Source organism: Streptomyces sp. NBC_00637, assembly GCF_045161545.1.
Lineage (GTDB): Bacteria > Actinomycetota > Actinomycetes > Streptomycetales > Streptomycetaceae > Streptomyces.
This window is the reverse complement of record NZ_CP109046.1, coordinates 3,436,771-3,457,828: the sequence shown is the minus strand read 5'-3', so window position 1 is coordinate 3,457,828 and position 21,058 is coordinate 3,436,771. Positions and strand designations below refer to the sequence as shown.

The following is a 21,058-nucleotide window of genomic DNA, read 5'->3' as shown; positions in this document are numbered from 1 at the left end:
AAGCCTGGGCGTCGGCGCGCTTCACTGCCCTTCGGGGGTGTCGTCCGGAGCCTCTGATGGTTCCGGCGAGGGGGACTTCGCCGCTCTTTTCACCTCTGCCTCGATGTCGTTGCGTGGTCTGTTCTCGTCCTTGGCGTATTCGGTCACCGCCGCCTGTACGTCGCGGGCGAGGTCGCGCCAGGCGCGCCAGGCGGTTTCGTAGGTGTCGGTCTGGATCTCCGGCCAGGGGGTGGCCGTGGGAGCGCCGTACGTGTCCCGCAGCGCCTCGACCCTCGCGTGTGCCTCGTCGGCCGCGCGTTGCTTCTCCACGAGTTCCTCGAAGGTATGTGCCACGTGTACGGATGCTAGGGAGGTGACCGCGGTTCCGCGCGGCGAGCGGGGCGCGTCCCGCCGTGGGGTACCCGCGTGGCCCACTGGGGCAGACTGATCACATGTCCAGCGCGTCCAGCCGTCGCCGCACCTGTCCCGTATGCCGTCGCGAGATCGCGGTCGTCGCCGGACGGTTCGCCCGGCACGATCCGCCGGGCGCGCGCGAGACCGGGGATCTCGTCTCCTGCCCCGGCTCGCGCAGCACGGCACAACTGGGCGCGGCCCAGCCGTCGTTGGACGGTTATGTGGTCCCGGAGTTCCCGGGGCAGCTGCCCCTGTTCTGACGCGTCTCGCGGCGCGCTGCCGCCGTCAGTTCCCCGCCACCGCCTTCACCGCCACGGGGACCGGCGCGGAGCCGCTGATCAGCTCCAGGGTGAGGCCGGACGTGGCCGAGGTGTCGAGCAGCTCGGCGAGCACGGCGGCCACGTCGTCGCGTGGGACGGGCCCGCGGCCCGTACGGGCCTCCAGGCGGACCAGACCGGTGCCGGCGTCGTCCGTCAGAGCCCCCGGGCGCAGGATCGTCCAGTCGAGGGAGTCCAGGCCCCGCACGTGGGCGTCCGCCTCGCCCTTGGCGCGCAGGTAGACGTCGAAGACCTCGTCGCCCCGGTGGTCGGGGTCGGCGCCCATGGACGACACGACCACGAGACGCCGTACGCCCGCGCGGACCGCCGCGTCCGCGAACAGGACCGCCGCGCCCTTGTCCACGGTGTCCTTGCGGCCCACTTCGCTGCCCGGTCCCGCACCCGCCGCGAACACCGCCGCGTCGGCGCCGCGCAGCCGTTCCGCGACCTCCTCGACGGACGCCGACTCCAGGTCCAGGACGACCGGTTCGGCGCCGGCCGCCCGTAGGTCGTCCCCCTGCTCCGCCTTGCGGATGATCCCCGCGACCTCGTCCCCGCGCGCGGCGAGCAGGCGCTCCAGCCGCAGCGCGATCTGACCATGACCACCAGCGATGACAATGCGCATGCTTCCGACCGTACGCCCGGACACCCGCGTTCGCCGTACGACTTCACCCGGCAGCCCGGCCCGGTGTGGCCCAACTCCCGGTCCCGCCCTTGCCGTCCTACGACAGTTCTCCCCGTCCCTGCCTCGGCAGGCCCCACTCCGGGGCGGCGGTGGAGCTGCGGTACTCGCGGACCGCGCTCGTGCGGGCCACCACACGGCCCTGGTGGATCACGATCCTGCTGTACGCCAGCGACAGGGCGCCCGCCAGCCGGTCGCCGCGGAGGGCCAGGAGGTCGGCCGGGAAGCCCGCCTCCACGCGGACCTCGGGGAGGCCCAGCGCGGCCCGCGCGGACGTGCTCACGGCGTCGTAGGCGTCCTCGGCGCGCAGGCCGTGCCGGGAGGCGAGCAGGTAGGCCGCCTCCAGGGGGTCGCCGCGGCCGACCGGGTTGGAGACGTCCCGCAACGCCCCGCTGCCCGCCGCGATCCGCACCCCGGCCGCGCGCAACAGCCGTACGGGCGCCGTCTCCCGGTGCACGACGGTGCCGCAGCCGCCCTGGGGGAGGCAGACCACCGTCACGCCGGCGGCGGCGAGTTGGTCGGCGGTGCGGGTGGCCGCCTCGACCGGGAGCCCGTCGAGGCCGCCGCAGGGGCTCAGGGTGACGCCGGGCCGCAGGCCGCCGGCCATCGCGGCGAGGCGGGCGAGGCGGGCCGGGTCGGCGGCGTCCGTATGCAGGTCGACGGGGCAGCCGTGCTCGGAGGCGACCTCCAGGACGGTCTCCACGTAGCCCGTCGGATCGGGGTCGAGGTCCGGGCAGCCGCCCACCACCGAGGCACCCATCTTCACCGCGTCCCGCAGCATCGCGAGCCCGTCCGCCCCGGCCGCCCCGGTCAGCACCCGGGGCATCGCCACCGCGGTCAGCTCGGCGAGCCCGCGCAGTGCACGCCGGGCCTGCAGCACGGCGGCCAGCGCGCCGAGGCCCTGGACGTCGCCCACGTGCACATGCGCGCGCAGTGCCGTCGCGCCGTGTCCCAGTTGCAGCAGCGCGGCCTCGGTGGCGCGCCGCTGGACGTCCTCGGGGGCGTACGAGACCGGGCCGTCGGTGTCGGCCGTGAGCGCGGTGTCGGCGTGCGCGTGCGGCTCGGCGGGGGCGGGGAGCAGGAGGTAGCCGCCGAGGTCCATGCGTGTGCCGCCGCGGCCGGGGCCGGTCGTCAGGCTGCCCGCCGTGCCGACCGCCTCGATGCGCCCGCGGCCCAGCCGTACGTCCACGGTCCGGCCGTCGGTCAGACGCGCCCCGCACAGCAGGAGGGCGGCCGGGTCCTGCGCACCTCCCGAGGTGCCGGACGTGGACGACGGCCAAGGGGGCGGCTGCGGCTGGCTGTCGGGCATCGCGCTCCAGGGGCTCGGCTCGGGACCGCGCGGGGACGCGGGTGACGCGGGTGACGCGCGGTCGCGGGGATGCAAGATCACGCAGAGTGAGACGAGCCTAGGACGGCGTTTCGGCGCCGGCGGGGAGGAGCGCAATAGTCGTACCGGTGTGGTCCGGCGTGCGGGAGGGGCTCGGGAGACCGCTGGGACCTCGGGAAATCGGGGCCCCGGACGGCCCCGGAAGGCCTCGCGAAACGGATTTGGGTGAACGGCTGCGGACCGTGTAATGTCTTCATCGCTCGCCCCAATAGCTCAGTCGGTAGAGCGTCTCCATGGTAAGGAGAAGGTCTACGGTTCGATTCCGTATTGGGGCTCTGGTGGGTGAGGTTCCCGTCGCAAGGCGGGACCTGATCCCATCAAAGCGGTGTAGCTCAGTCGGTAGAGCAAGCGGCTCATAATCGCTGTGTCACCGGTTCAAGTCCGGTCACCGCTACTGACGGTAGCCGATTGTGGGGTCGGTCCTTCGATCGGCTACTCTTTCATGCGTTATATGTCCCATCCGTTCGTCAAGGAGCACTCCTGTGGCTGCCACCGACGTCCGCCCGAAGATCACGCTGGCCTGCGTGGAGTGCAAGGAGCGGAACTACATCACCAAGAAGAACCGGCGTAACAACCCGGACCGACTGGAGATGAAGAAGCACTGCCCGCGTTGCAACGCGCACACCGCGCACCGCGAAACGCGATAAATCAGGCTCGTATGCGAGGCCGTCCCCGAGTGATCGGGGGCGGCCTCGTGTCGTTGAACGACCTGTACCGATCAGTAGAGCGACGCCGAGCAGCAGAGCAACGCAGAGTGGCGACAAGCAGCAGAGCAACAGGAGGTGCCGAGGCCATGGCGCTCGACCAGTCCTTCGTCGGGCGGACCTACCCGCCCACCGATCCCTATGAGGTCGGTCGGGAGAAGATCCGCGAGTTCGCCGAGGCCGTGGGCGACGCGAACCCGGCGTACACCGACCCGGAGGCCGCCAAGGCGCTCGGTTACGCCGATGTGATCGCGCCGCCGACCTTCGTGTTCTCCATCACCTTCAAGGCGGCGGGACAGGTCGTGCAGGACCCGCAGCTGGGCCTCGACTACAGCCGGGTGGTGCACGGCGACCAGAAGTTCGCCTACCGGCGCCCGGTGCGGGCCGGTGACCGGCTCACGGTCACCTCGACCATCGAGGCGGTCAAGTCCATGGCCGGCAACGACATCCTGGACATCCGCGGCGAGGTCCACGACGAGAGCGGCGAGCACGTGGTGACCGCGTGGACCAAGCTCGTCGCCCGCGCGGCGGAGCCGACGGAATCCGTGGACGCCACGGACGGGAAGGCGTGAGGAACCGATGACGGCGAAGATCGCTTACGACGACGTCGAGGTCGGCACCGAACTGCCGGCCCGGTCCTTCCCCGTGAACCGCGCCGCGCTCGTGCAGTACGCGGGTGCCTCCGGGGACTTCAACCCCATCCACTGGAACGAGAAGTTCGCCAAGGAGGTGGGCCTGCCGGACGTCATCGCGCACGGCATGTTCACCATGGCCGAGGCGATCCGCGTCGTCACCGACTGGACCGGCGACCCGGGCGCGGTCGTCGACTACGGCGTCCGCTTCACCAAGCCCGTCGTCGTCCCGAACGACGACCAGGGTGCCGTGATCGAGGTCACCGGCAAGGTGGGCGCCAAGCTCGACGACCACACCGTGCGGGTCGACCTGACCGTGACCAGCGGCGGCCTGAAGGTCCTCGGGATGTCCCGGGCGGTCGTACGACTGGCCTGAGCCGCGACGGCAGGCGAAGTGCGAGGTAAGGGGCGCCCTCCAGGGAGAGGCGCCCCTTACGCGTCGACGGGCCGGGACGGCGTCTTGGTGGCCTCGACAGGTGGCCTTGACGAAGTTAGTGATTGAGTACTAACTTAATCGCATGGTCAGGATGAGCGCAGAAGAGAGGCGCGAGAGCGTCATCCGGGCGGCGACGAGCGAGTTCGCCCGGGGCGGCTATCACGGCACCTCCACCGAGGCGATCGCCAAGCGGGTGGGTGTCTCGCAGCCGTATCTCTTCCGGCTCTTCCCCGGCAAGAAAGCGATCTTCCTCGCGGCCGCCCAGCGCTGTATGGACGACACCGTCCGCACGTTCGGGGATGCCGCCGAGGGGCTGGAGGGTGAAGAAGCCCTGCACGCCATGGCCAACGCGTACACCAAGGTCATCGCGGAACAGCCCGAACGGCTGATGATGCAGATGCAGACGTATGTCGCCGCGGCGGCCGCGGAGGCGGAGGGTGACCACGCGTTCGGCGAGGCCGTGCGCGCCGGGTGGATGCGGCTGTGGGACACCGTTCATGTGCCCCTCGGCGCGGACCTGAAAGAGACGACGACCTTCATGGCGTACGGCATGCTCATCAACTGCCTGGTGGCCATGGGGTTTCCGCCCGAGGACCGGGTCTGGGAAGGGCTGTATCCGTCGGCCCGGGCCAAGGGCCGGCTGGAGAAGTAGCGCGTGGGGCGGCTCGACGTCGCCTCCGATGAATGCCTTCGGTGGGCGCCTGTGGCGGACGCGATGTGGTGGCCGTCTTATGGGCGCAAAAGTTAGTCATCAATAACTAATCAACGTCAGATCACCCGCTGGGGGAGCGATGTCACAGCAGACAGCACGTCGCGGGGGGACCGTCTGGGCCCTCGTCATCACCAGCGTCGCCGGCTTCATGGCGGCGCTCGACAACCTCGTCGTCACCACCGCCCTGCCGTCCATCCGCAAGGATCTCGGCGGCGGCCTGGGCGACCTCGAGTGGACCGTGAGCGCCTACACGCTCACCTTCGCCGTGCTGCTCATGTTCGGCGCGGCGCTCGGCGACCGGTTCGGCCGTCGGCGGATGTTCCTCGTCGGGCTCACCGTCTTCACCGCCGCCTCCGCCGCTGCCGCCATGGCACCCGGCATCGGCTCCCTCATCGCCGCCCGCGCGGTCCAGGGCGTCGGCGCGGCCGTCATGATGCCGCTGACGCTCACCCTGCTCACGGCCGCCGTGCCGGCCGCCAAGCGCGGAATGGCCTACGGCATCTGGGGCGCGGTCAACGGACTCGCGGTCGCCTCCGGACCGCTCATCGGCGGCAGCCTCACCGAACACGTGTCCTGGCACTGGATCTTCTGGCTGAACGTTCCGCTGGGCCTCGCGCTGCTGCCGCTCGCCCGGTTCCGCCTCGCCGAGTCCCACGGCACCGGCGCCCCGCTCGACTTCCCCGGCACCCTGCTCGCCAGCGGCGGCCTCTTCGGGCTCGTCTACGGCCTGGTGCGCGGACCGGCCGACGGCTGGACCAGCCCCCTCGTGCTCACCGGCCTGTTCGCCGGCGCCGTCCTGCTCGTCGGGTTCGTCCTGCACGGGCTGCGGGCCAAGAACCCCATGCTGCCGATGCGCCTCTTCCGGTCCCGCGCCTTCGCCGGGATCAACGCCGCGAGCCTGCTCATGTTCCTCGGGATGTTCGGCTCGATCTTCCTGCTCAGCCAGTACATGCAGGGTGTCCTCGGCTACTCGCCCACGGAGGCGGGCCTCAGGATGCTGCCGTGGACCGGTATGCCGATGCTCGTCGCGCCGATCGCCGGCATCCTCTCCGACCGCGTCGGCGGCCGGCCGGTCGTCGCCACCGGGCTCTTCTTCCAGGCCGCCGGCCTCGGCTGGATGGCCGCCGTGGCGACCGTCGACGCCTCCTACGCCGTCCAGCTGCCCGGTCTGATCATCAGCGGTATCGGAATGGCGCTGTTCTTCGCCCCGGCCTCCAGCCTGGTGATGTCCAGCGTCCGACCGCAGGAACAGGGCATCGCCTCCGGCGCCAACAACGCGCTGCGGGAGGTCGGCGGGGCCCTCGGCATCGCGATCATGGCGTCGATCTTCTCGGCGCAGGGCGGCTACGAGTCCGGCCAGACCTTCGTCGACGGACTGCGGCCCGCGCTGGTCACGGGCGCGGCGGTGGTGGCCCTCGCCGGGATCGCCGCCCTGGTGATACCGACCCGACGGCAAGCGGCCCTCGCGGCGACGGACGCTCCTGCGGACCTCGGGGCCGGATCCACGTCGGACCCCGAGGCGGCGCCCGCGCTGGAGTCCGCCGTCCGCTGAGACACGCGGCACATCAGGTGCCGGGATCACCCGACACGCAGACACCGACCCGTAGACACCCGGCACGCGCGCGTACGGCCCCGCCCACCCCGGCGGGGCCGTACGCGCGCGTGCCGTGAGCCGGTGCGCCGGGGGAGAGGCGGGCGGAACGGGCCGGCGGCACCGGGGAGGGCGGGGCTGTCGGTGGTGTCTCGTAGGCTGGGCGCGTGCTGGAACTCCACGATGCCCCGCTCGCCCCGCTGACCACCTTCCGGCTGGGCGGTCCCGCCACCAGGCTGGTGACCGCGACGACCGACGCCGAGGTGATCGCCGCCGTGCGCGAGGCCGACGCCGAAGGTACGCCGCTGCTGATCGTCGGCGGGGGCTCGAACCTCGTCATCGGCGACAAGGGCTTCGAGGGCACCGCCCTGCGGATCGCCACGCGCGGCTGCGAACTCGTCGGGACGAAACTGGAGCTGGCCGCGGGCGAGATCTGGACCGACGCCGTCGCGCGCACCGTGGAGGCCGGGCTGGCGGGCGTCGAGTGCCTGGCCGGCATCCCCGGCTCGGCGGGCGCGACCCCGATCCAGAACGTCGGGGCGTACGGCCAGGAGGTCTCCACGACGATCACCGAGGTGATCGCCTACGACCGCCGGGCCGGCGAGACGACCACGCTCACCAACGAGGAGTGCGCCTTCTCCTACCGGCACAGCCGCTTCAAGGCCGACCCCGAGCGGTACGTCGTCCTGCGCGTCCGGTTCGAACTCGAGGACGCCGACGGGCTGTCGGCGCCCCTGAAGTACGCCGAGACGGCACGCGCGCTGGGCGTCGGACCCGGCGACCGGGTGCCGCTCGCCGAGGCCCGCGAGACCGTGCTGAAGCTGCGCGCCGGGAAGGGCATGGTTCTCGACCCCGAGGACCACGACACCTGGTCGGCCGGCTCCTTCTTCACCAACCCGATCCTCACCGACGCCGACTTCGCCGCGTTCCACGCGCGCGTGCGGGAGCGGCTGGGCGACGGCGCGGAGCCGCCCGCCTACCCGGCGGGGGCCGGACACACCAAGACCTCCGCGGCCTGGCTGATCGACAAGGCGGGTTTCACCAAGGGGTACGGCAGCGGGCCCGCCCGTATCTCCACCAAGCACACCCTCGCCCTCACCAATCGCGGGGAGGCCACCACGGAGGACCTGCTGGCGCTGGCCCGCGAGGTCGTGGCCGGGGTACGCGAGGCCTTCGGGGTCACCCTGGTCAACGAGCCGGTGATGGTGGGCGCCGGGCTCTAGCGGCCCTCGCCGCCCCACGCCTCTCCTGCCGCCGCCCGGTTCGCTAGGCCGGCCCCGGCCCCAGCCAGTCGTCCACGCCCGCCAGCAGCTTCGCCCTGACGTCCTCCGGTGCCGCCGAGCCCCGTACCGACTGCCGGGCCAGTTCCGCCAACTCCTCGTCCGTGAAGGCGTGGTGACGGCGGGCGATCTCGTACTGGGCCGCGAGGCGGGAGCCGAACAGCAGCGGGTCGTCGGCGCCCAGGGCCATCGGCACCCCGGCCTCGAAGAGCGTCCGCAGCGGAACGTCCTCCGGCTTCTCGTACACGCCCAGTGCCACGTTCGACGCCGGGCACACCTCGCAGGTCACGCCCCGGTCGGCGAGCTTCTTCAGCAGTCGCGGATCCTCGGCCGCCCGCACTCCGTGCCCCAGCCGGTTCGCGTCCAGGTCGTCCAGGCAGTCGCGGACGGACGAGGGGCCGGTGAGCTCGCCGCCGTGCGGTGCGGACAACAGCCCGCCCTCCCGCGCGATCGCGAAGGCCCGGTCGAAGTCCCTCGCCATGCCCCGGCGTTCGTCGTTCGACAGTCCGAAACCGACGACGCCGCGGTCCGCGTACCGCACGGCCAGCCGGGCCAGGGTGCGGGCGTCCAGCGGGTGCTTCATCCGGTTCGCCGCGACCAGTACCCGCATGCCGAGCCCGGTGTCGCGGGAGGCCGTCTCCACGGCGTCCAGGATGATCTCCAGCGCCGGGATCAGCCCGCCCAGCCGGGGCGCGTACGAGGTCGGGTCCACCTGGATCTCCAGCCAGCCCGAGCCGTCCCTCAGGTCCTCCTCGGCGGCCTCCCGCACGAGCCGCTGGATGTCCTCCGGCTCCCGCAGGCACGACCGCGCCGCGTCGTACAGGCGCTGGAAGCGGAACCAGCCCCGCTCGTCCGTGGCCCGCAGCTTCGGCGGTTCCCCGCTGGTCAGCGCCTCGGTCAGCGCCTCCGGCAGGTGCACGCCGTACTTGTCGGCCAGTTCCAGCACGGTGGTGGCCCGCATCGACCCGGTGAAGTGCAGGTGCAGATGGGCTTTCGGCAGCTCAGAGACATCACGTACACGCTCCATTCCAGGATCCTGCCGCACGTTCCGGTCGTCCCGGTAGCGCTTTCCCCGATCGTGGTCTTGCTCGCACTCAGGCGCGAAGGAGTGCGGACACGAAGAAGCGGGCCGCCTTCCCCGAGGAAGACGGCCCGCACGCGCGCGTGAGGACGCGGACGTCAGTCCCTGGCCTCCGCCAGCAGCTTCTGGATGCGGCTCACGCCCTCGACGAGGTCCTCGTCGCCCAGCGCGTACGACAGACGCAGATAGCCCGGGGTGCCGAAGGCCTCACCCGGGACCACCGCGACCTCGGCCTCCTCCAGGATCAGCGCGGCCAGCTCGACGGAGTCCTGCGGACGCTTGCCGCGGATCTCCTTGCCGAGCAGCGCCTTCACGGAGGGGTACGCGTAGAACGCGCCCTCGGGCTCCGGGCAGAGGACGCCGTCGATCTCGTTCAGCATCCGCACGATCGTCTTGCGGCGCCGGTCGAAGGCCTCGCGCATCTTCTCGACGGCCGACAGGTCGCCGGAGACGGCGGCCAGCGCGGCGATCTGCGCCACGTTGGAGACGTTCGAGGTGGCGTGCGACTGGAGGTTCGTGGCGGCCTTGACGACGTCCTTCGGGCCGATGATCCAGCCCACCCGCCAGCCGGTCATCGCGTACGTCTTCGCGACGCCGTTGACCACGATGCACTTGTCGCGCAGCTCGGGCAGGATCCCCGGCAGCGAGGTGAACTTCGCGTCGCCGTAGACGAGGTGCTCGTAGATCTCGTCCGTCATGACCCACAGGCCGTGCTCGACGGCCCAGCGGCCGATCGCCTCGGCGTCCTCGGCGTCGTAGACCGCGCCGGTCGGGTTGGACGGGGAGACGAAGAGCACGACCTTCGTGTTCTCCGTGCGGGCCGCCTCCAACTGCTCGACCGAGACCCGGTAGCCGGTCGTCTCGTCGGCCACGACCTCCACCGGGACACCGCCCGCCAACCGGATGGACTCGGGGTAGGTCGTCCAGTAGGGAGCCGGGACGATGACCTCGTCGCCCGGGTCGAGGATCGCGGCGAAGGCGTTGTAGATCGCCTGCTTGCCGCCGTTGGTGACCAGGATCTGCGAGGCGTCCACCTCGTAGCCCGAGTCACGCAGCGTCTTCGCGGCGATCGCGGCCTTCAGCTCGGGGAGACCACCGGCCGGCGTGTAGCGGTGGTACTTCGGGTTCTTGCAGGCCTCGACGGCCGCCTCGACTACGTAGTCCGGGGTCGGGAAGTCGGGCTCACCCGCGCCGAAGCCGATCACCGGACGCCCGGCGGCCTTCAGGGCCTTGGCCTTGGCGTCCACGGCAAGGGTGGCGGACTCGGAGATCGCGCCGACGCGGGCGGAGACCCGGCGCTCGGTGGGAGGGGTTGCAGCGCTCATGGCCCCATGGTTTCAGACCGGAAACCAGCCCGGCACACGGGTTTCACGGACTGGTCAGCCGACTGAACATCAGAGTGATTCCGATCAAGGCCCCATTACGTTCGACGAGGCGCTCAAGACCACGTACACTCACACGTCGTTGGCCTTCGACAGCCGCGCCACAACAGGTGCACACCGAGCACCCGGGCGGATGCGGTACGTTGGGGAACACACAAAGGGTCGTAGCTCAATTGGTAGAGCACTGGTCTCCAAAACCAGCGGTTGGGGGTTCAAGTCCCTCCGGCCCTGCTACACACTCCGTCACCAGGATGTGTGCGCAGCGCATGTACGTACAGCAATGCATCGCCGTGCGGCTCAGACCGGGCGCGGCACGGCCACGACCCGGGAACAGGTGAGGACGAATGGCGGATGCCGTGGGCTCCATCGACACGCCTGATGCCCAGGACGAAATGCCTGAGGCGCAGAAGAAGACCCGCAAGGGCGGTAAGCGCGCCAAGAAGGGCCCGCTGAAGCGTCTCGCGCTCTTCTATCGGCAGATCGTCGCAGAACTCCGCAAGGTCGTATGGCCCACGCGGAGTCAGCTGACGACGTACACGACCGTGGTGATTGTCTTCGTCGTCATCATGATCGGCCTGGTGACCGTGATTGACTATGGACTCAGCCACGCCGCCAAGTACGTCTTTGGCTGAGCCTAGAGCGAAGGGCGCCGAGGTATCCGGCGCCCCTTTCGCATGTTCCACCCCTATGTATCCAGGAAGAAGCAGCCACCGTGTCTGACCAGAACCTGAACGACGCCATCGAGCCGGACGAGTCCGTGGACGACGAGCTCGACATCGTCGAGGGCGCTGACGAGGTGGACGAGTTCGAGGCTGCCGAGGCCGAAGCGGGCGAACCCGCGGAGGAAGCCGCACTCCACGTCGAGGGCGAGGAAGCCGACGAGGACGTCGAGGCCGAGGACGTCGTCGACGAGGCCGAGGAAGAAGAGCCGGCCGAGCCCGTCGACCCCGTTGTCGCCCTGCGCGAGGAGCTGCGCACCCTCCCCGGCGAGTGGTACGTCATCCACACGTACGCCGGCTACGAGAACCGCGTGAAGACCAACCTGGAGCAGCGCGCCGTCTCGCTGAACGTCGAGGACTACATCTTCGCGGCCGAGGTGCCGCAGGAAGAGGTCGTCCAGATCAAGAACGGCGACCGCAAGACCATTCGTCAGAACAAGCTCCCCGGCTACGTGCTGGTGCGCATGGACCTGACGAACGAGTCCTGGGGCGTCGTCCGCAACACCCCCGGCGTCACCGGCTTCGTGGGCAACGCGTACGACCCGTACCCGCTGACCCTGGACGAGATCGTCAAGATGCTCGCCCCGGAGGCCGAGGAGAAGGCCGCCCGTGAGGCCGCCGAGGCCGAGGGCAAGCCGGCTCCGTCCCGCAAGGTCGAGGTCCAGGTGCTGGACTTCGAGGTGGGCGACTCGGTCACCGTCACCGACGGCCCGTTCGCCACGCTGCAGGCCACGATCAACGAGATCAACGCCGACTCGAAGAAGGTCAAGGGCCTCGTCGAGATCTTCGGCCGCGAGACCCCGGTCGAGCTGAGCTTCGACCAGATCCAGAAGAACTAGCCTCCTCTGGAGCACAAGCCTCCGATCAGGTCAGACAGACTCTCGTAGCCTGTCTGACCTGCTCGGTTTTTGGCCGCGCACGGATACCCGTTATCGTTGTGCGGTATGCCTCCATCCGGATCTTGACCACGGATGGGGCAGCCGTCCGGGGCGACTCGGACGTAGGAAGGCGAAAACGAAAGAGGACCCGGAATGCCTCCCAAGAAGAAGAAGGTCACGGGGCTCATCAAGCTCCAGATCAACGCTGGTGCGGCTAACCCCGCCCCGCCGGTCGGCCCCGCGCTCGGCCAGCACGGCGTCAACATCATGGAGTTCTGCAAGGCCTACAACGCCGCGACCGAGTCGCAGCGTGGCTGGGTGATCCCGGTGGAGATCACGGTCTACGAGGACCGCTCCTTCACCTTCATCACCAAGACGCCGCCGGCCGCGAAGATGATCCTCAAGGCCGCTGGTGTCGAGAAGGGCTCGGGCGAGCCGCACAAGACCAAGGTCGCCAAGATCACCGAGGCGCAGGTCCGTGAGATCGCCACGACCAAGCTTCCCGACCTGAACGCCAACGACCTGGACGCCGCGTCGAAGATCATCGCCGGCACCGCCCGTTCCATGGGCATCACGGTCGAGGGCTGATCCCCAGCCCCGTAGCACCCTCGTAGCACCGTGGCAGGGCCTGCTCGGCCCGTACCACGACTCCTCAGAACACATCAGGAGCAGTAGTGAGCAAGCGCAGCAAGTCCCTCCGCGCTGCGGACGCCAAGGTCGACCGGGATAAGCTCTACGCCCCGCTCGAGGCCGTCCGTCTCGCCAAGGAGACCTCCACGAGCAAGTACGACGGCACCGTCGAGGTCGCCTTCCGCCTGGGTGTAGACCCGCGCAAGGCCGACCAGATGGTCCGTGGCACCGTGAACCTGCCGCACGGCACCGGCAAGACCGCCCGGGTCCTGGTCTTCGCGACCGGTGACCGTGCTGCGGCCGCGGAGGCCGCGGGCGCCGACATCGTCGGCTCCGACGAACTGATCGACGAGGTCGCGAAGGGCCGTCTGGACTTCGACGCCGTCGTCGCCACCCCGGACCTCATGGGCAAGGTCGGCCGCCTCGGCCGCGTGCTCGGTCCGCGTGGTCTGATGCCGAACCCGAAGACCGGCACGGTCACCCCCGACGTGGCCAAGGCCGTCACGGAGATCAAGGGCGGCAAGATCGAGTTCCGCGTCGACAAGCACTCGAACCTGCACTTCATCATCGGCAAGGTGTCCTTCGACGACACCAAGCTGGTGGAGAACTACGGCGCGGCCCTGGAGGAGATCCTCCGTCTGAAGCCGTCCGCCGCCAAGGGTCGTTACATCAAGAAGGCCGCGATCAGCTCCACGATCGGCCCCGGCATCCTGGTGGACCCGAACCGCACCCGCAACCTCCTCGTCGAGGAGGACCCGGCCGCGGTCTGAGCCTCACAGCTCACCCTCAGTCGGTGACGAGCCCCGCAACCTTTCGAGGTGCGGGGCTCGTCCCTTTTGCCGTACGTCTCTTTTTCGTACGACTGTCAGTGCTGTGCGTTAGCGTTCGGTGACAGGTATCCATGGGGGTGGGACGAATGAAGTGCACGACCTTGCGTCGCGCGGGCCTCTCGATCGTCGCGGCGGTACTGCTGACGGGGGTGACGGCCTGCGGCGGCTCCGGCGGCTCCGGTGACTCGGACAGCTCCGGCAGCTCCGGGAAGGGCGGGGAGGGCAGTCCCCGGCTCAGCCCCGTGGCGGCCCTGCGCACCGCCGAGAAGTCGACCGACGGCGCGGACTCCGCGAAGGTCGAGTCGACCACGACCATGGGCTCGGTGATGTCCATGACGGCCGACGGCGCTCTCGGCTGGGGGGACGGCCTCACCGGCACGCTCACCATCACGTACACCGGCGGCACCATGGCCGACACCATGCGCCAGATGGGCACCACGTCGATGGAGGCCCGCTATCTGCCCGACGCCTACTACGCCAGGATGGGCGACAGCTTCGCGGAGCAGGCCGGCGGCAGGCACTGGATCAGATACGCGTACGACGACCTGGAGAGCCTCGGCGGCAGCTCCGGCGCCTATCTGAAGGACCAGATGCAGAACACCACCCCGAACCAGTCGGTGAAGCTGCTGCTGGCCTCCGGGGACGTGCGGGAGGTCGGCGAGGAGAAGGTGCGCGGCCAGCGGACCACGCACTACTCGGGGACGGTCGAGGTGGCGGACCTGGCCGAGAAGAACTCCAGCCTCAGCCAGAGCCAGCTCGACGAGCTGCGGAAGACGCTGGAGCAGGCCGGCGTCACCACCGAGACGGTCGACATCTGGGTCGACGACCGGGATCTGCTCGTCAAGAAGGTGGAGAAGGGCGAGACCACGGCCGGCGCCTACAGCCAGACCGCCTACTACACCGACTACGGCACCGAGGTCTCGGCCGAGGTGCCTCCGGCGAGCGACACCGCGGACTTCTCGGAGCTGGTGAAGCAGCAGGGGGCGGGGGCAGGTTCGTAGCACCACGGCGCTCGAAAACCACGGGACCTCTTCCGACCCTCTGGGATACGTTCACGGTCTTGCTGTGAATCGACCGTGTGTTCGCTGTATGTAGTTCTGGGGGAAGTGGGATGAGGTCTTCCGTGGGTGCCCTCGGGCTGTCGGCGCTGCTCGTCGCCGGGTGTGCGGCGGCGGGTGGCGCCGAGAGCGGGGGTGACTCGGGCGCCGCGGCCGCCGTCGAGCGGGCCGCGGCGAAGGCGGAGCGGTCCGTGTCCCTGCGCTATCGCATGACCGGCCGGACGCCGGAGGAGGGCCGTGTCCGGGCCGAGGCGGCGATCGGCACCGAGCCGCCGGCCATGAGTCTGAAGTCGACCGTGCTCGGCGGGCCCGACAAGGGCACGGGTGAGTTCCGGCTGGTCGGCGGGGTCCTGTACGTGGGCTCCGACGAAGCCGGCGAGGGCGGCAAGCACTGGATCCGGTTCGGGGCGCCGGGCAGCTCCGACACCCCCGGCGGGATCAAGGTCGACACCGGCACGATGGTGGACCGGGTCCGGGACAACCCGTCCCACGAGTGCGGTTTCCTCGCCGCGGCCGACGACCTGAAGAAGGCCGGCTCCGAGACCGTCGACGGCGTCCGCACCACCCACTACACGGGTACGGCGACCCTCGACGACATCCGCGACGCCTACCGGGGCGACGACAAGAGCGTCCGGCAGCGGACCGAGAAGAGCCTCGCCCAGTACGAGAAGCTGGGTGTGGACGAACTCACCCTGGACCTGTGGGCCGACGCCGAGGACCGGACGCGGCAGCTGCGGGTGCAGGGCATCGGGCGGCACGGCGAGCTCGACCTCACCTTCACGTTCCTCGACTTCGGCAAGCCCGTCACCGTGCAGGCGCCGCCCGCCTCGGACACGCTGGACATGGCCGAGGAGCTGAAGAAGGCCCGGGAGTGACGGCCGTACGGCCCTGGCACCAGCCCCGTACGGGCGGATTTGCTTGACGGTGCCCCGTTCACGTACGCTCCTCCAGAAGCCAAAGACCGCTGGTCGTTGCCGTGCTCTCGACAGAGAGGGCGGTGGCCGAAGGATCCGCTGCAATGCGGACGACCCGCGCAGGTGTCAGTGGATACGCTCCCGGACGGAAATCCTCTCAAGGAATTCTTTCGGTCGAGCAACGCCCCGTGCGCCTGCGCCGGGGCGTTTCGTTGTCCCAGCCCCTTCTGAGCGGTCCTCATCACCCGGAAGGAGGCCGACGCTCTATGGCAAGGCCCGACAAGGCTGCCGCGGTAGCCGAGCTGACGGACGCGTTCCGCAGCTCGAACGCTGCCGTGCTGACCGAGTACCGGGGTCTCACCGTGGCGCAGCTCAAGACGCTGCGTCGTTCGCTCGGTGAGAACGCCCAGTACGCCGTGGTGAAGAACACGCTGACCAAGATTGCGGCCAACGAGGCCGGGATCACGACGCTCGACGACCTGTTCAACGGTCCGACGGCGGTCGCCTTCATCACCGGTGACCCGGTGGAGTCGGCGAAGGGTCTTCGTGACTTCGCCAAGGACAACCCGAACCTCGTCATCAAGGGCGGTGTCCTTGACGGCAAGGCGCTGTCCGCCGACGAGATCAAGAAGCTCGCGGACCTCGAGTCCCGCGAGGTTCTGCTCAGCAAGCTGGCGGGTGCCTTCAAGGGTAAGCAGACTCAGGCTGCTCAGCTCTTCCAGGCGCTTCCCTCGAAGCTCGTCCGCACCGTGGACGCCCTTCGTGCCAAGCAGGCCGAGCAGGGCGGTGCCGAGTAACTCGGCTCGCGCAATGACCGCCGCCTGAGACAGCACGTCGCAGGCAGTGGTCGCAGCGGGCCGATCGTACGCCCGCCAGACATGTACATCGGCACCAGCCGAATTAGTGGAAGGAAAGCCGTCATGGCTCTCACCCAGGACGAACTGCTCGCCGAGTTCGAGGGTATGACCCTCATCCAGCTCTCCGAGTTCGTGAAGGCGTTCGAGGACAAGTTCGACGTCACCGCCGCCGCCGCGGTCGCCGTTGCGGGCCCCGCCGCCCCGGGCGCCCCGGCCGACGCCGTCGAGGAGCAGGACGAGTTCGACGTCATCCTCACGGGTGCCGGCGAGAAGAAGATCCAGGTCATCAAGGTCGTGCGTGAGCTCACGTCCCTGGGCCTGAAGGAGGCCAAGGACCTCGTCGACGGCGCTCCGAAGCCCGTCCTCGAGAAGGTCGCCAAGGAGGCCGCCGAGAAGGCTGCCGAGTCCCTCAAGGGCGCCGGCGCCTCCGTCGAGGTCAAGTAACACCTCCCGGTCGGCGACGACCGGACGCGAAGGCTGAATCAGTCCCTCCGGGGCTGTAACGCTCACGCACCGAAGAGCGATCATCCATCTGGGTGGTCGCTCTTCGGCGTTCCTGGAAGCGCGGCCACGGTTGCCTTACACCCCCCTTGACCGGGGGGTATGGTGATCTTCATCGTGTCTCCGGGCGGCCGAGTCCGCGCAGGGGGGCCTTGACGAACCGCACGCAGCGCGCAATTCTCAGGACGCGTCGTCACAAGGATCCGAATCCGAGGCATGGATCGACGGCGAAGAGGGCAGTATCACCGTGCGTTGAGGACTAGCAGACCGAGGGCGTTGAGAACTACGAGGGTCTCGAGAAACCCGCACTGGACATCAGTGTGCCAAGTGGCTACACTGACCCTTTGCGCTGCCTGTTAGCTGTTCCCTGCCCGTCACCAGGGGCATGCCCTCACTTGAGTCGGACGACCAGACAATCCCCCACCTGGGATTTCTGTCTCTGTGCGCAGGATGAGGAGCCGGTACGCGCGTAGTGAGTCCGAGCCCTCGGAAGGACCCCCTCTTGGCCGCCTCGCGCAACGCCTCGATCGCGAATACGAACAACGCTGCCAGCACTGCCCCGCTGCGCATCTCCTTTGCAAAGATCCGGGAGCCCCTCGAGGTTCCGAACCTTCTCGCGCTGCAAACCGAGAGCTTTGACTGGCTGCTCGGCAACGACGCCTGGAAGGGTCGCGTCGAGGCCGCCCTGGAGTCCGGTCAGGACGTCCCCACCAAGTCCGGTCTGGAGGAGATCTTCGAGGAGATCTCTCCGATCGAGGACTTCTCCGGGTCGATGTCGCTGACGTTCCGCGACCACCGTTTCGAGCCTCCGAAGAACAGCATCGACGAGTGCAAGGACCGCGACTTCACGTACGCGGCCCCGCTCTTCGTGACGGCCGAGTTCACCAACAACGAGACCGGCGAGATCAAGTCCCAGACGGTCTTCATGGGCGACTTCCCGCTCATGACCAACAAGGGCACCTTCGTCATCAACGGCACCGAGCGTGTCGTGGTGTCGCAGCTGGTCCGTTCGCCGGGTGTCTACTTCGACTCCTCCATCGACAAGACGTCCGACAAGGACATCTTCTCCGCGAAGGTCATCCCCTCCCGGGGCGCCTGGCTGGAGCTGGAGATCGACAAGCGCGACATGGTCGGTGTGCGTATCGACCGCAAGCGCAAGCAGTCCGTCACCGTCCTTCTGAAGGCTCTCGGCTGGACCACCGAGCAGATCCTCGAGGAGTTCGGCGAGTACGAGTCCATGCGCGCCACCCTGGAGAAGGACCACACCCAGGGCCAGGACGACGCGCTGCTGGACATCTACCGCAAGCTGCGTCCGGGCGAGCCGCCGACCCGTGAGGCCGCGCAGACGCTGCTCGAGAACCTCTACTTCAACCCCAAGCGCTACGACCTGGCCAAGGTCGGCCGCTACAAGGTCAACAAGAAGCTCGGTGGCGAGGCCCCGCTCAACGCGGGTGTCCTGACCGTCGAGGACGTCATCGCGACCATCAAGTACCTGGTGAAGCTGCACGCCGGGGAGACCGAGACGGTCGGCGAGTCCGGTCGCTCGATCATGGTCGAGACCGACGACATCGACCACTTCGGCAACCGTCGTATCCGCAGCGTCGGCGAGCTCATCCAGAACCAGGTCCGTACGGGTCTGGCTCGTATGGAGCGCGTCGTGCGCGAGCGCATGACGACCCAGGACGTCGAGGCGATCACGCCGCAGACCCTGATCAACATCCGGCCGGTCGTCGCCTCCATCAAGGAGTTCTTCGGCACCAGCCAGCTGTCGCAGTTCATGGACCAGAACAACCCGCTGTCGGGTCTGACGCACAAGCGTCGTCTCAACGCCCTCGGCCCGGGTGGTCTGTCCCGTGAGCGGGCCGGCTTCGAGGTCCGTGACGTGCACCCGTCCCACTACGGACGCATGTGCCCGATCGAGACCCCCGAAGGCCCGAACATCGGTCTGATCGGCTCGCTCGCCTCCTACGGCCGCGTCAACGCGTTCGGTTTCGTGGAGACGCCGTACCGCCGGGTCACCGACGGTGTCGTCACCGACGAGGTCGACTACCTGACGGCCGACGAAGAGGACCGGTTCGTCATCGCGCAGGCCAACGCCACGCTCGACGACGACCTGCGCTTCACCGAGAACCGCGTCCTGGTCCGCCGCCGTGGCGGCGAGGTCGACTACGTCCCCGGTGACGACGTGGACTACATGGACGTCTCGCCGCGCCAGATGGTGTCGGTCGCGACCGCCATGATCCCGTTCCTCGAGCACGACGACGCCAACCGTGCCCTCATGGGCGCGAACATGATGCGTCAGGCCGTGCCGCTCATCAAGAGCGAGGCCCCGCTCGTCGGCACCGGCATGGAGTACCGCTCCGCCGTCGACGCCGGCGACGTGGTCAAGGCCGAGAAGGACGGTGTGGTCCAGGAGGTCTCCGCGGACTACATCACCACGACCAACGACGACGGCACGTACATCACGTACCGCCTGGCCAAGTTCTCCCGGTCCAACCAGGGAACCTCGGTCAACCAGAAGGTCATCGTCAACGAGGGCGACCGGATCATCACCGGTCAGGTCCTCGCCGACGGCCCGGCCACCGAGAACGGCGAGATGGCCCTGGGCAAGAACCTGCTCGTGGCGTTCATGCCGTGGGAGGGTCACAACTACGAGGACGCGATCATCCTGTCGCAGCGCCTCGTGCAGGACGACGTCCTCTCCTCGATCCACATCGAGGAGCACGAGGTCGACGCCCGTGACACCAAGCTGGGCCCGGAGGAGATCACCCGGGACATCCCGAACGTCTCCGAGGAGGTCCTCGCCGACCTCGACGAGCGCGGCATCATCCGTATCGGTGCCGAGGTCGTCGCCGGTGACATCCTCGTCGGCAAGGTCACGCCCAAGGGCGAGACCGAGCTGACCCCGGAGGAGCGCCTGCTGCGCGCGATCTTCGGTGAGAAGGCCCGTGAGGTCCGTGACACCTCGCTGAAGGTGCCGCACGGCGAGATCGGCAAGGTCATCGGCGTCCGCGTCTTCGACCGTGAAGAGGGCGACGAGCTGCCGCCGGGCGTGAACCAGCTGGTTCGCGTCTACGTGGCGCAGAAGCGCAAGATCACGGACGGTGACAAGCTCGCCGGCCGCCACGGCAACAAGGGTGTCATCTCCAAGATCCTGCCCATCGAGGACATGCCGTTCCTCGAGGACGGGACCCCGGTCGACATCATCCTCAACCCGCTGGGTGTGCCGTCCCGAATGAACCCGGGACAGGTGCTGGAGATCCACCTCGGCTGGCTCGCCAGCCGCGGCTGGGACGTCTCCGGTCTCGGCGAGGACTGGGCGAAGCGCCTCCAGCTCATCGGCGCCGACCAGGTCTCCCCGGGCACCAACGTCGCCACCCCCGTCTTCGACGGTGCGCGTGAGGACGAGCTCGCGGGTCTGCTGAACCACACCATCCCGAACCGCGACGGCGAGCGCATGGTGCTCCCGACCGGCAAGGCGAGGATGTTCGACGGCCGCAGCGGTGAGCCGTTCCCGGAGCCGATCTCGGTCGGCTACATGTACATCCTGAAGCTGCACCACCTGGTCGACGACAAGCTGCACGCCCGCTCGACCGGACCGTACTCGATGATCACCCAGCAGCCGCTGGGCGGTAAGGCGCAGTTCGGCGGTCAGCGCTTCGGTGAGATGGAGGTGTGGGCGCTGGAGGCTTATGGCGCCGCTTACGCCCTCCAGGAGCTGCTGACGATCAAGTCCGACGACGTCACCGGCCGCGTGAAGGTCTACGAGGCCATCGTCAAGGGCGAGAACATCCCCGAGCCTGGCATCCCCGAGTCCTTCAAGGTGCTCATCAAGGAGATGCAGTCTCTCTGCCTGAACGTGGAGGTGCTGTCCAGTGACGGTATGTCCATCGAGATGCGTGACACCGACGAGGATGTCTTCCGCGCTGCGGAGGAGCTCGGCATCGACCTGTCCCGGCGTGAGCCGAGCAGCGTCGAAGAGGTCTGACGGGAGTTCGGCAGGGCTCACGACGTTGAGCCCTGCCGGCCCCAGGACCCCCGTATCAGACCCCAAGACTTACAACCCTGAGAGGG

Annotated in this window: 21 protein-coding genes and 3 tRNA genes; 19 read left to right on the top strand and 5 right to left on the bottom strand. The window is 69.0% G+C overall.

Features of this window, described 5'->3' with window-relative positions:
* Window positions 1–21 precede the first annotated feature (21 nt).
* Window positions 22–333 carry a hypothetical protein gene (locus OG440_RS14935; protein WP_406007319.1) on the bottom strand — a complete coding sequence of 104 codons (312 nt, stop codon included), beginning with the start codon at window positions 331–333 and terminating at the stop codon, window positions 22–24.
* A 98-nt stretch (window positions 334–431) separates the two neighbouring features.
* Here OG440_RS14935 and OG440_RS14930 point away from each other — a divergent pair, with 98 nt between their 5' ends.
* Window positions 432–653: a hypothetical protein gene (locus OG440_RS14930; RefSeq protein WP_406007318.1), complete on the top strand. Its 222-nt coding sequence runs from the start codon at window positions 432–434 to the stop codon at window positions 651–653.
* 25 nt (window positions 654–678) lie between these two features.
* On the opposite strand, the gene OG440_RS14925 is transcribed toward OG440_RS14930, so the two are convergent.
* Together OG440_RS14925 and OG440_RS14920 are read right to left on the bottom strand one after the other, a co-directional pair.
* Window positions 679–1,335 (bottom strand): SDR family oxidoreductase, encoded by a 657-nt coding sequence (locus tag OG440_RS14925; protein ID WP_406007317.1) that lies wholly within the window; start codon window positions 1,333–1,335, stop codon window positions 679–681.
* Window positions 1,336–1,432: 97 nt separating this feature from the next.
* A complete protein-coding gene (locus tag OG440_RS14920) occupies window positions 1,433–2,701 on the bottom strand; it encodes a hydrolase (RefSeq protein WP_406007316.1) in 1,269 nt (422 codons plus the stop codon).
* A 280-nt stretch (window positions 2,702–2,981) separates the two neighbouring features.
* Here OG440_RS14920 and OG440_RS14915 point away from each other — a divergent pair.
* The 8 genes from OG440_RS14915 (at window position 2,982) to OG440_RS14880 (ending at window position 8,077) form a co-directional block, all read left to right on the top strand.
* A tRNA-Thr gene (locus OG440_RS14915) sits at window positions 2,982–3,054 on the top strand.
* 46 nt (window positions 3,055–3,100) lie between these two features.
* A tRNA-Met gene (locus tag OG440_RS14910) sits at window positions 3,101–3,173 on the top strand.
* An 88-nt stretch (window positions 3,174–3,261) separates the two neighbouring features.
* Entirely contained in the window at window positions 3,262–3,426 is a 165-nt protein-coding gene (rpmG, locus tag OG440_RS14905) for a 50S ribosomal protein L33 (RefSeq protein ID WP_003948671.1), read from the top strand.
* A 146-nt stretch (window positions 3,427–3,572) separates the two neighbouring features.
* Window positions 3,573–4,055, top strand: a complete 483-nt coding sequence (locus tag OG440_RS14900; protein ID WP_406007315.1) for a MaoC family dehydratase N-terminal domain-containing protein — start codon at window positions 3,573–3,575, stop codon at window positions 4,053–4,055.
* A gap of 7 nt (window positions 4,056–4,062) precedes the next feature.
* On the top strand, window positions 4,063–4,491 hold the full coding sequence (locus OG440_RS14895; protein WP_406007314.1) for a MaoC family dehydratase: 429 nt from the start codon (window positions 4,063–4,065) through the stop codon (window positions 4,489–4,491).
* 142 nt (window positions 4,492–4,633) lie between these two features.
* A complete protein-coding gene (locus OG440_RS14890; RefSeq protein WP_406007313.1) occupies window positions 4,634–5,203 on the top strand; it encodes a TetR/AcrR family transcriptional regulator in 570 nt (189 codons plus the stop codon).
* A gap of 139 nt (window positions 5,204–5,342) precedes the next feature.
* Window positions 5,343–6,815 carry a DHA2 family efflux MFS transporter permease subunit gene (locus OG440_RS14885; RefSeq protein WP_406007312.1) on the top strand — a complete coding sequence of 491 codons (1,473 nt, stop codon included), beginning with the start codon at window positions 5,343–5,345 and terminating at the stop codon, window positions 6,813–6,815.
* 206 nt (window positions 6,816–7,021) lie between these two features.
* Window positions 7,022–8,077: a UDP-N-acetylmuramate dehydrogenase gene (locus OG440_RS14880; RefSeq protein ID WP_406007311.1), complete on the top strand. Its 1,056-nt coding sequence runs from the start codon at window positions 7,022–7,024 to the stop codon at window positions 8,075–8,077.
* A 43-nt stretch (window positions 8,078–8,120) separates the two neighbouring features.
* On the opposite strand, the gene OG440_RS14875 is transcribed toward OG440_RS14880, so the two are convergent.
* On the bottom strand, window positions 8,121–9,161 hold the full coding sequence (locus OG440_RS14875) for an adenosine deaminase (RefSeq protein ID WP_406007310.1): 1,041 nt from the start codon (window positions 9,159–9,161) through the stop codon (window positions 8,121–8,123).
* A 152-nt stretch (window positions 9,162–9,313) separates the two neighbouring features.
* Window positions 9,314–10,540, bottom strand: a complete 1,227-nt coding sequence (locus tag OG440_RS14870) for a pyridoxal phosphate-dependent aminotransferase (protein ID WP_406007309.1) — start codon at window positions 10,538–10,540, stop codon at window positions 9,314–9,316.
* A gap of 215 nt (window positions 10,541–10,755) precedes the next feature.
* On the opposite strand from OG440_RS14870, the gene OG440_RS14865 reads away from it, so the two are divergent.
* The 10 genes from OG440_RS14865 (at window position 10,756) to rpoB (ending at window position 20,972) form a co-directional block, all read left to right on the top strand.
* Window positions 10,756–10,828: transfer RNA gene (locus OG440_RS14865), tRNA-Trp, on the top strand.
* Between the two features lie 113 nt (window positions 10,829–10,941).
* Complete coding sequence (gene secE / locus OG440_RS14860; RefSeq protein ID WP_406007308.1) at window positions 10,942–11,229, top strand: preprotein translocase subunit SecE; 288 nt, start codon at window positions 10,942–10,944, stop codon at window positions 11,227–11,229.
* Between the two features lie 80 nt (window positions 11,230–11,309).
* Complete coding sequence (gene nusG / locus OG440_RS14855) at window positions 11,310–12,155, top strand: transcription termination/antitermination protein NusG (RefSeq protein ID WP_406007307.1); 846 nt, start codon at window positions 11,310–11,312, stop codon at window positions 12,153–12,155.
* 192 nt (window positions 12,156–12,347) lie between these two features.
* Window positions 12,348–12,782, top strand: a complete 435-nt coding sequence (gene rplK, locus OG440_RS14850; protein ID WP_020132675.1) for a 50S ribosomal protein L11 — start codon at window positions 12,348–12,350, stop codon at window positions 12,780–12,782.
* Window positions 12,783–12,868: 86 nt separating this feature from the next.
* On the top strand, window positions 12,869–13,594 hold the full coding sequence (rplA, locus tag OG440_RS14845) for a 50S ribosomal protein L1 (RefSeq protein WP_406007306.1): 726 nt from the start codon (window positions 12,869–12,871) through the stop codon (window positions 13,592–13,594).
* 146 nt (window positions 13,595–13,740) lie between these two features.
* Window positions 13,741–14,655, top strand: coding sequence for a hypothetical protein (locus OG440_RS14840; protein WP_406007305.1), 915 nt, complete (start codon window positions 13,741–13,743; stop codon window positions 14,653–14,655).
* A 110-nt stretch (window positions 14,656–14,765) separates the two neighbouring features.
* Window positions 14,766–15,587, top strand: a complete 822-nt coding sequence (locus tag OG440_RS14835) for a hypothetical protein (RefSeq protein ID WP_406007304.1) — start codon at window positions 14,766–14,768, stop codon at window positions 15,585–15,587.
* 305 nt (window positions 15,588–15,892) lie between these two features.
* The gene (gene rplJ, locus OG440_RS14830) at window positions 15,893–16,423 is read left to right on the top strand and encodes a 50S ribosomal protein L10 (RefSeq protein ID WP_351757641.1); all 531 of its coding nucleotides are present in this window, start codon (window positions 15,893–15,895) and stop codon (window positions 16,421–16,423) included.
* A 123-nt stretch (window positions 16,424–16,546) separates the two neighbouring features.
* Window positions 16,547–16,927, top strand: a complete 381-nt coding sequence (rplL, locus tag OG440_RS14825; protein WP_406007303.1) for a 50S ribosomal protein L7/L12 — start codon at window positions 16,547–16,549, stop codon at window positions 16,925–16,927.
* Between the two features lie 559 nt (window positions 16,928–17,486).
* Window positions 17,487–20,972: a DNA-directed RNA polymerase subunit beta gene (gene rpoB, locus OG440_RS14820; protein WP_406007302.1), complete on the top strand. Its 3,486-nt coding sequence runs from the start codon at window positions 17,487–17,489 to the stop codon at window positions 20,970–20,972.
* Window positions 20,973–21,058 lie beyond the last annotated feature (86 nt).

Coding starts and splice junctions, on each gene's coding strand:
- OG440_RS14925 (WP_406007317.1), bottom strand. CDS start 1,335: ATGCGCATTGTCATCGCTGGTGGTCATGGTCAGATCGCGCTGCGGCTG.
- OG440_RS14890 (WP_406007313.1), top strand. CDS start 4,634: ATGGTCAGGATGAGCGCAGAAGAGAGGCGCGAGAGCGTCATCCGGGCG.
- OG440_RS14920 (WP_406007316.1), bottom strand. CDS start 2,701: ATGCCCGACAGCCAGCCGCAGCCGCCCCCTTGGCCGTCGTCCACGTCC.
- rplK (WP_020132675.1), top strand. CDS start 12,348: ATGCCTCCCAAGAAGAAGAAGGTCACGGGGCTCATCAAGCTCCAGATC.
- OG440_RS14875 (WP_406007310.1), bottom strand. CDS start 9,161: ATGGAGCGTGTACGTGATGTCTCTGAGCTGCCGAAAGCCCATCTGCAC.
- OG440_RS14885 (WP_406007312.1), top strand. CDS start 5,343: ATGTCACAGCAGACAGCACGTCGCGGGGGGACCGTCTGGGCCCTCGTC.
- rplJ (WP_351757641.1), top strand. CDS start 15,893: ATGGCAAGGCCCGACAAGGCTGCCGCGGTAGCCGAGCTGACGGACGCG.
- OG440_RS14840 (WP_406007305.1), top strand. CDS start 13,741: ATGAAGTGCACGACCTTGCGTCGCGCGGGCCTCTCGATCGTCGCGGCG.
- secE (WP_406007308.1), top strand. CDS start 10,942: ATGGCGGATGCCGTGGGCTCCATCGACACGCCTGATGCCCAGGACGAA.
- OG440_RS14930 (WP_406007318.1), top strand. CDS start 432: ATGTCCAGCGCGTCCAGCCGTCGCCGCACCTGTCCCGTATGCCGTCGC.
- OG440_RS14900 (WP_406007315.1), top strand. CDS start 3,573: ATGGCGCTCGACCAGTCCTTCGTCGGGCGGACCTACCCGCCCACCGAT.
- OG440_RS14870 (WP_406007309.1), bottom strand. CDS start 10,540: ATGAGCGCTGCAACCCCTCCCACCGAGCGCCGGGTCTCCGCCCGCGTC.
- rplL (WP_406007303.1), top strand. CDS start 16,547: ATGGCTCTCACCCAGGACGAACTGCTCGCCGAGTTCGAGGGTATGACC.
- OG440_RS14835 (WP_406007304.1), top strand. CDS start 14,766: ATGAGGTCTTCCGTGGGTGCCCTCGGGCTGTCGGCGCTGCTCGTCGCC.
- OG440_RS14895 (WP_406007314.1), top strand. CDS start 4,063: ATGACGGCGAAGATCGCTTACGACGACGTCGAGGTCGGCACCGAACTG.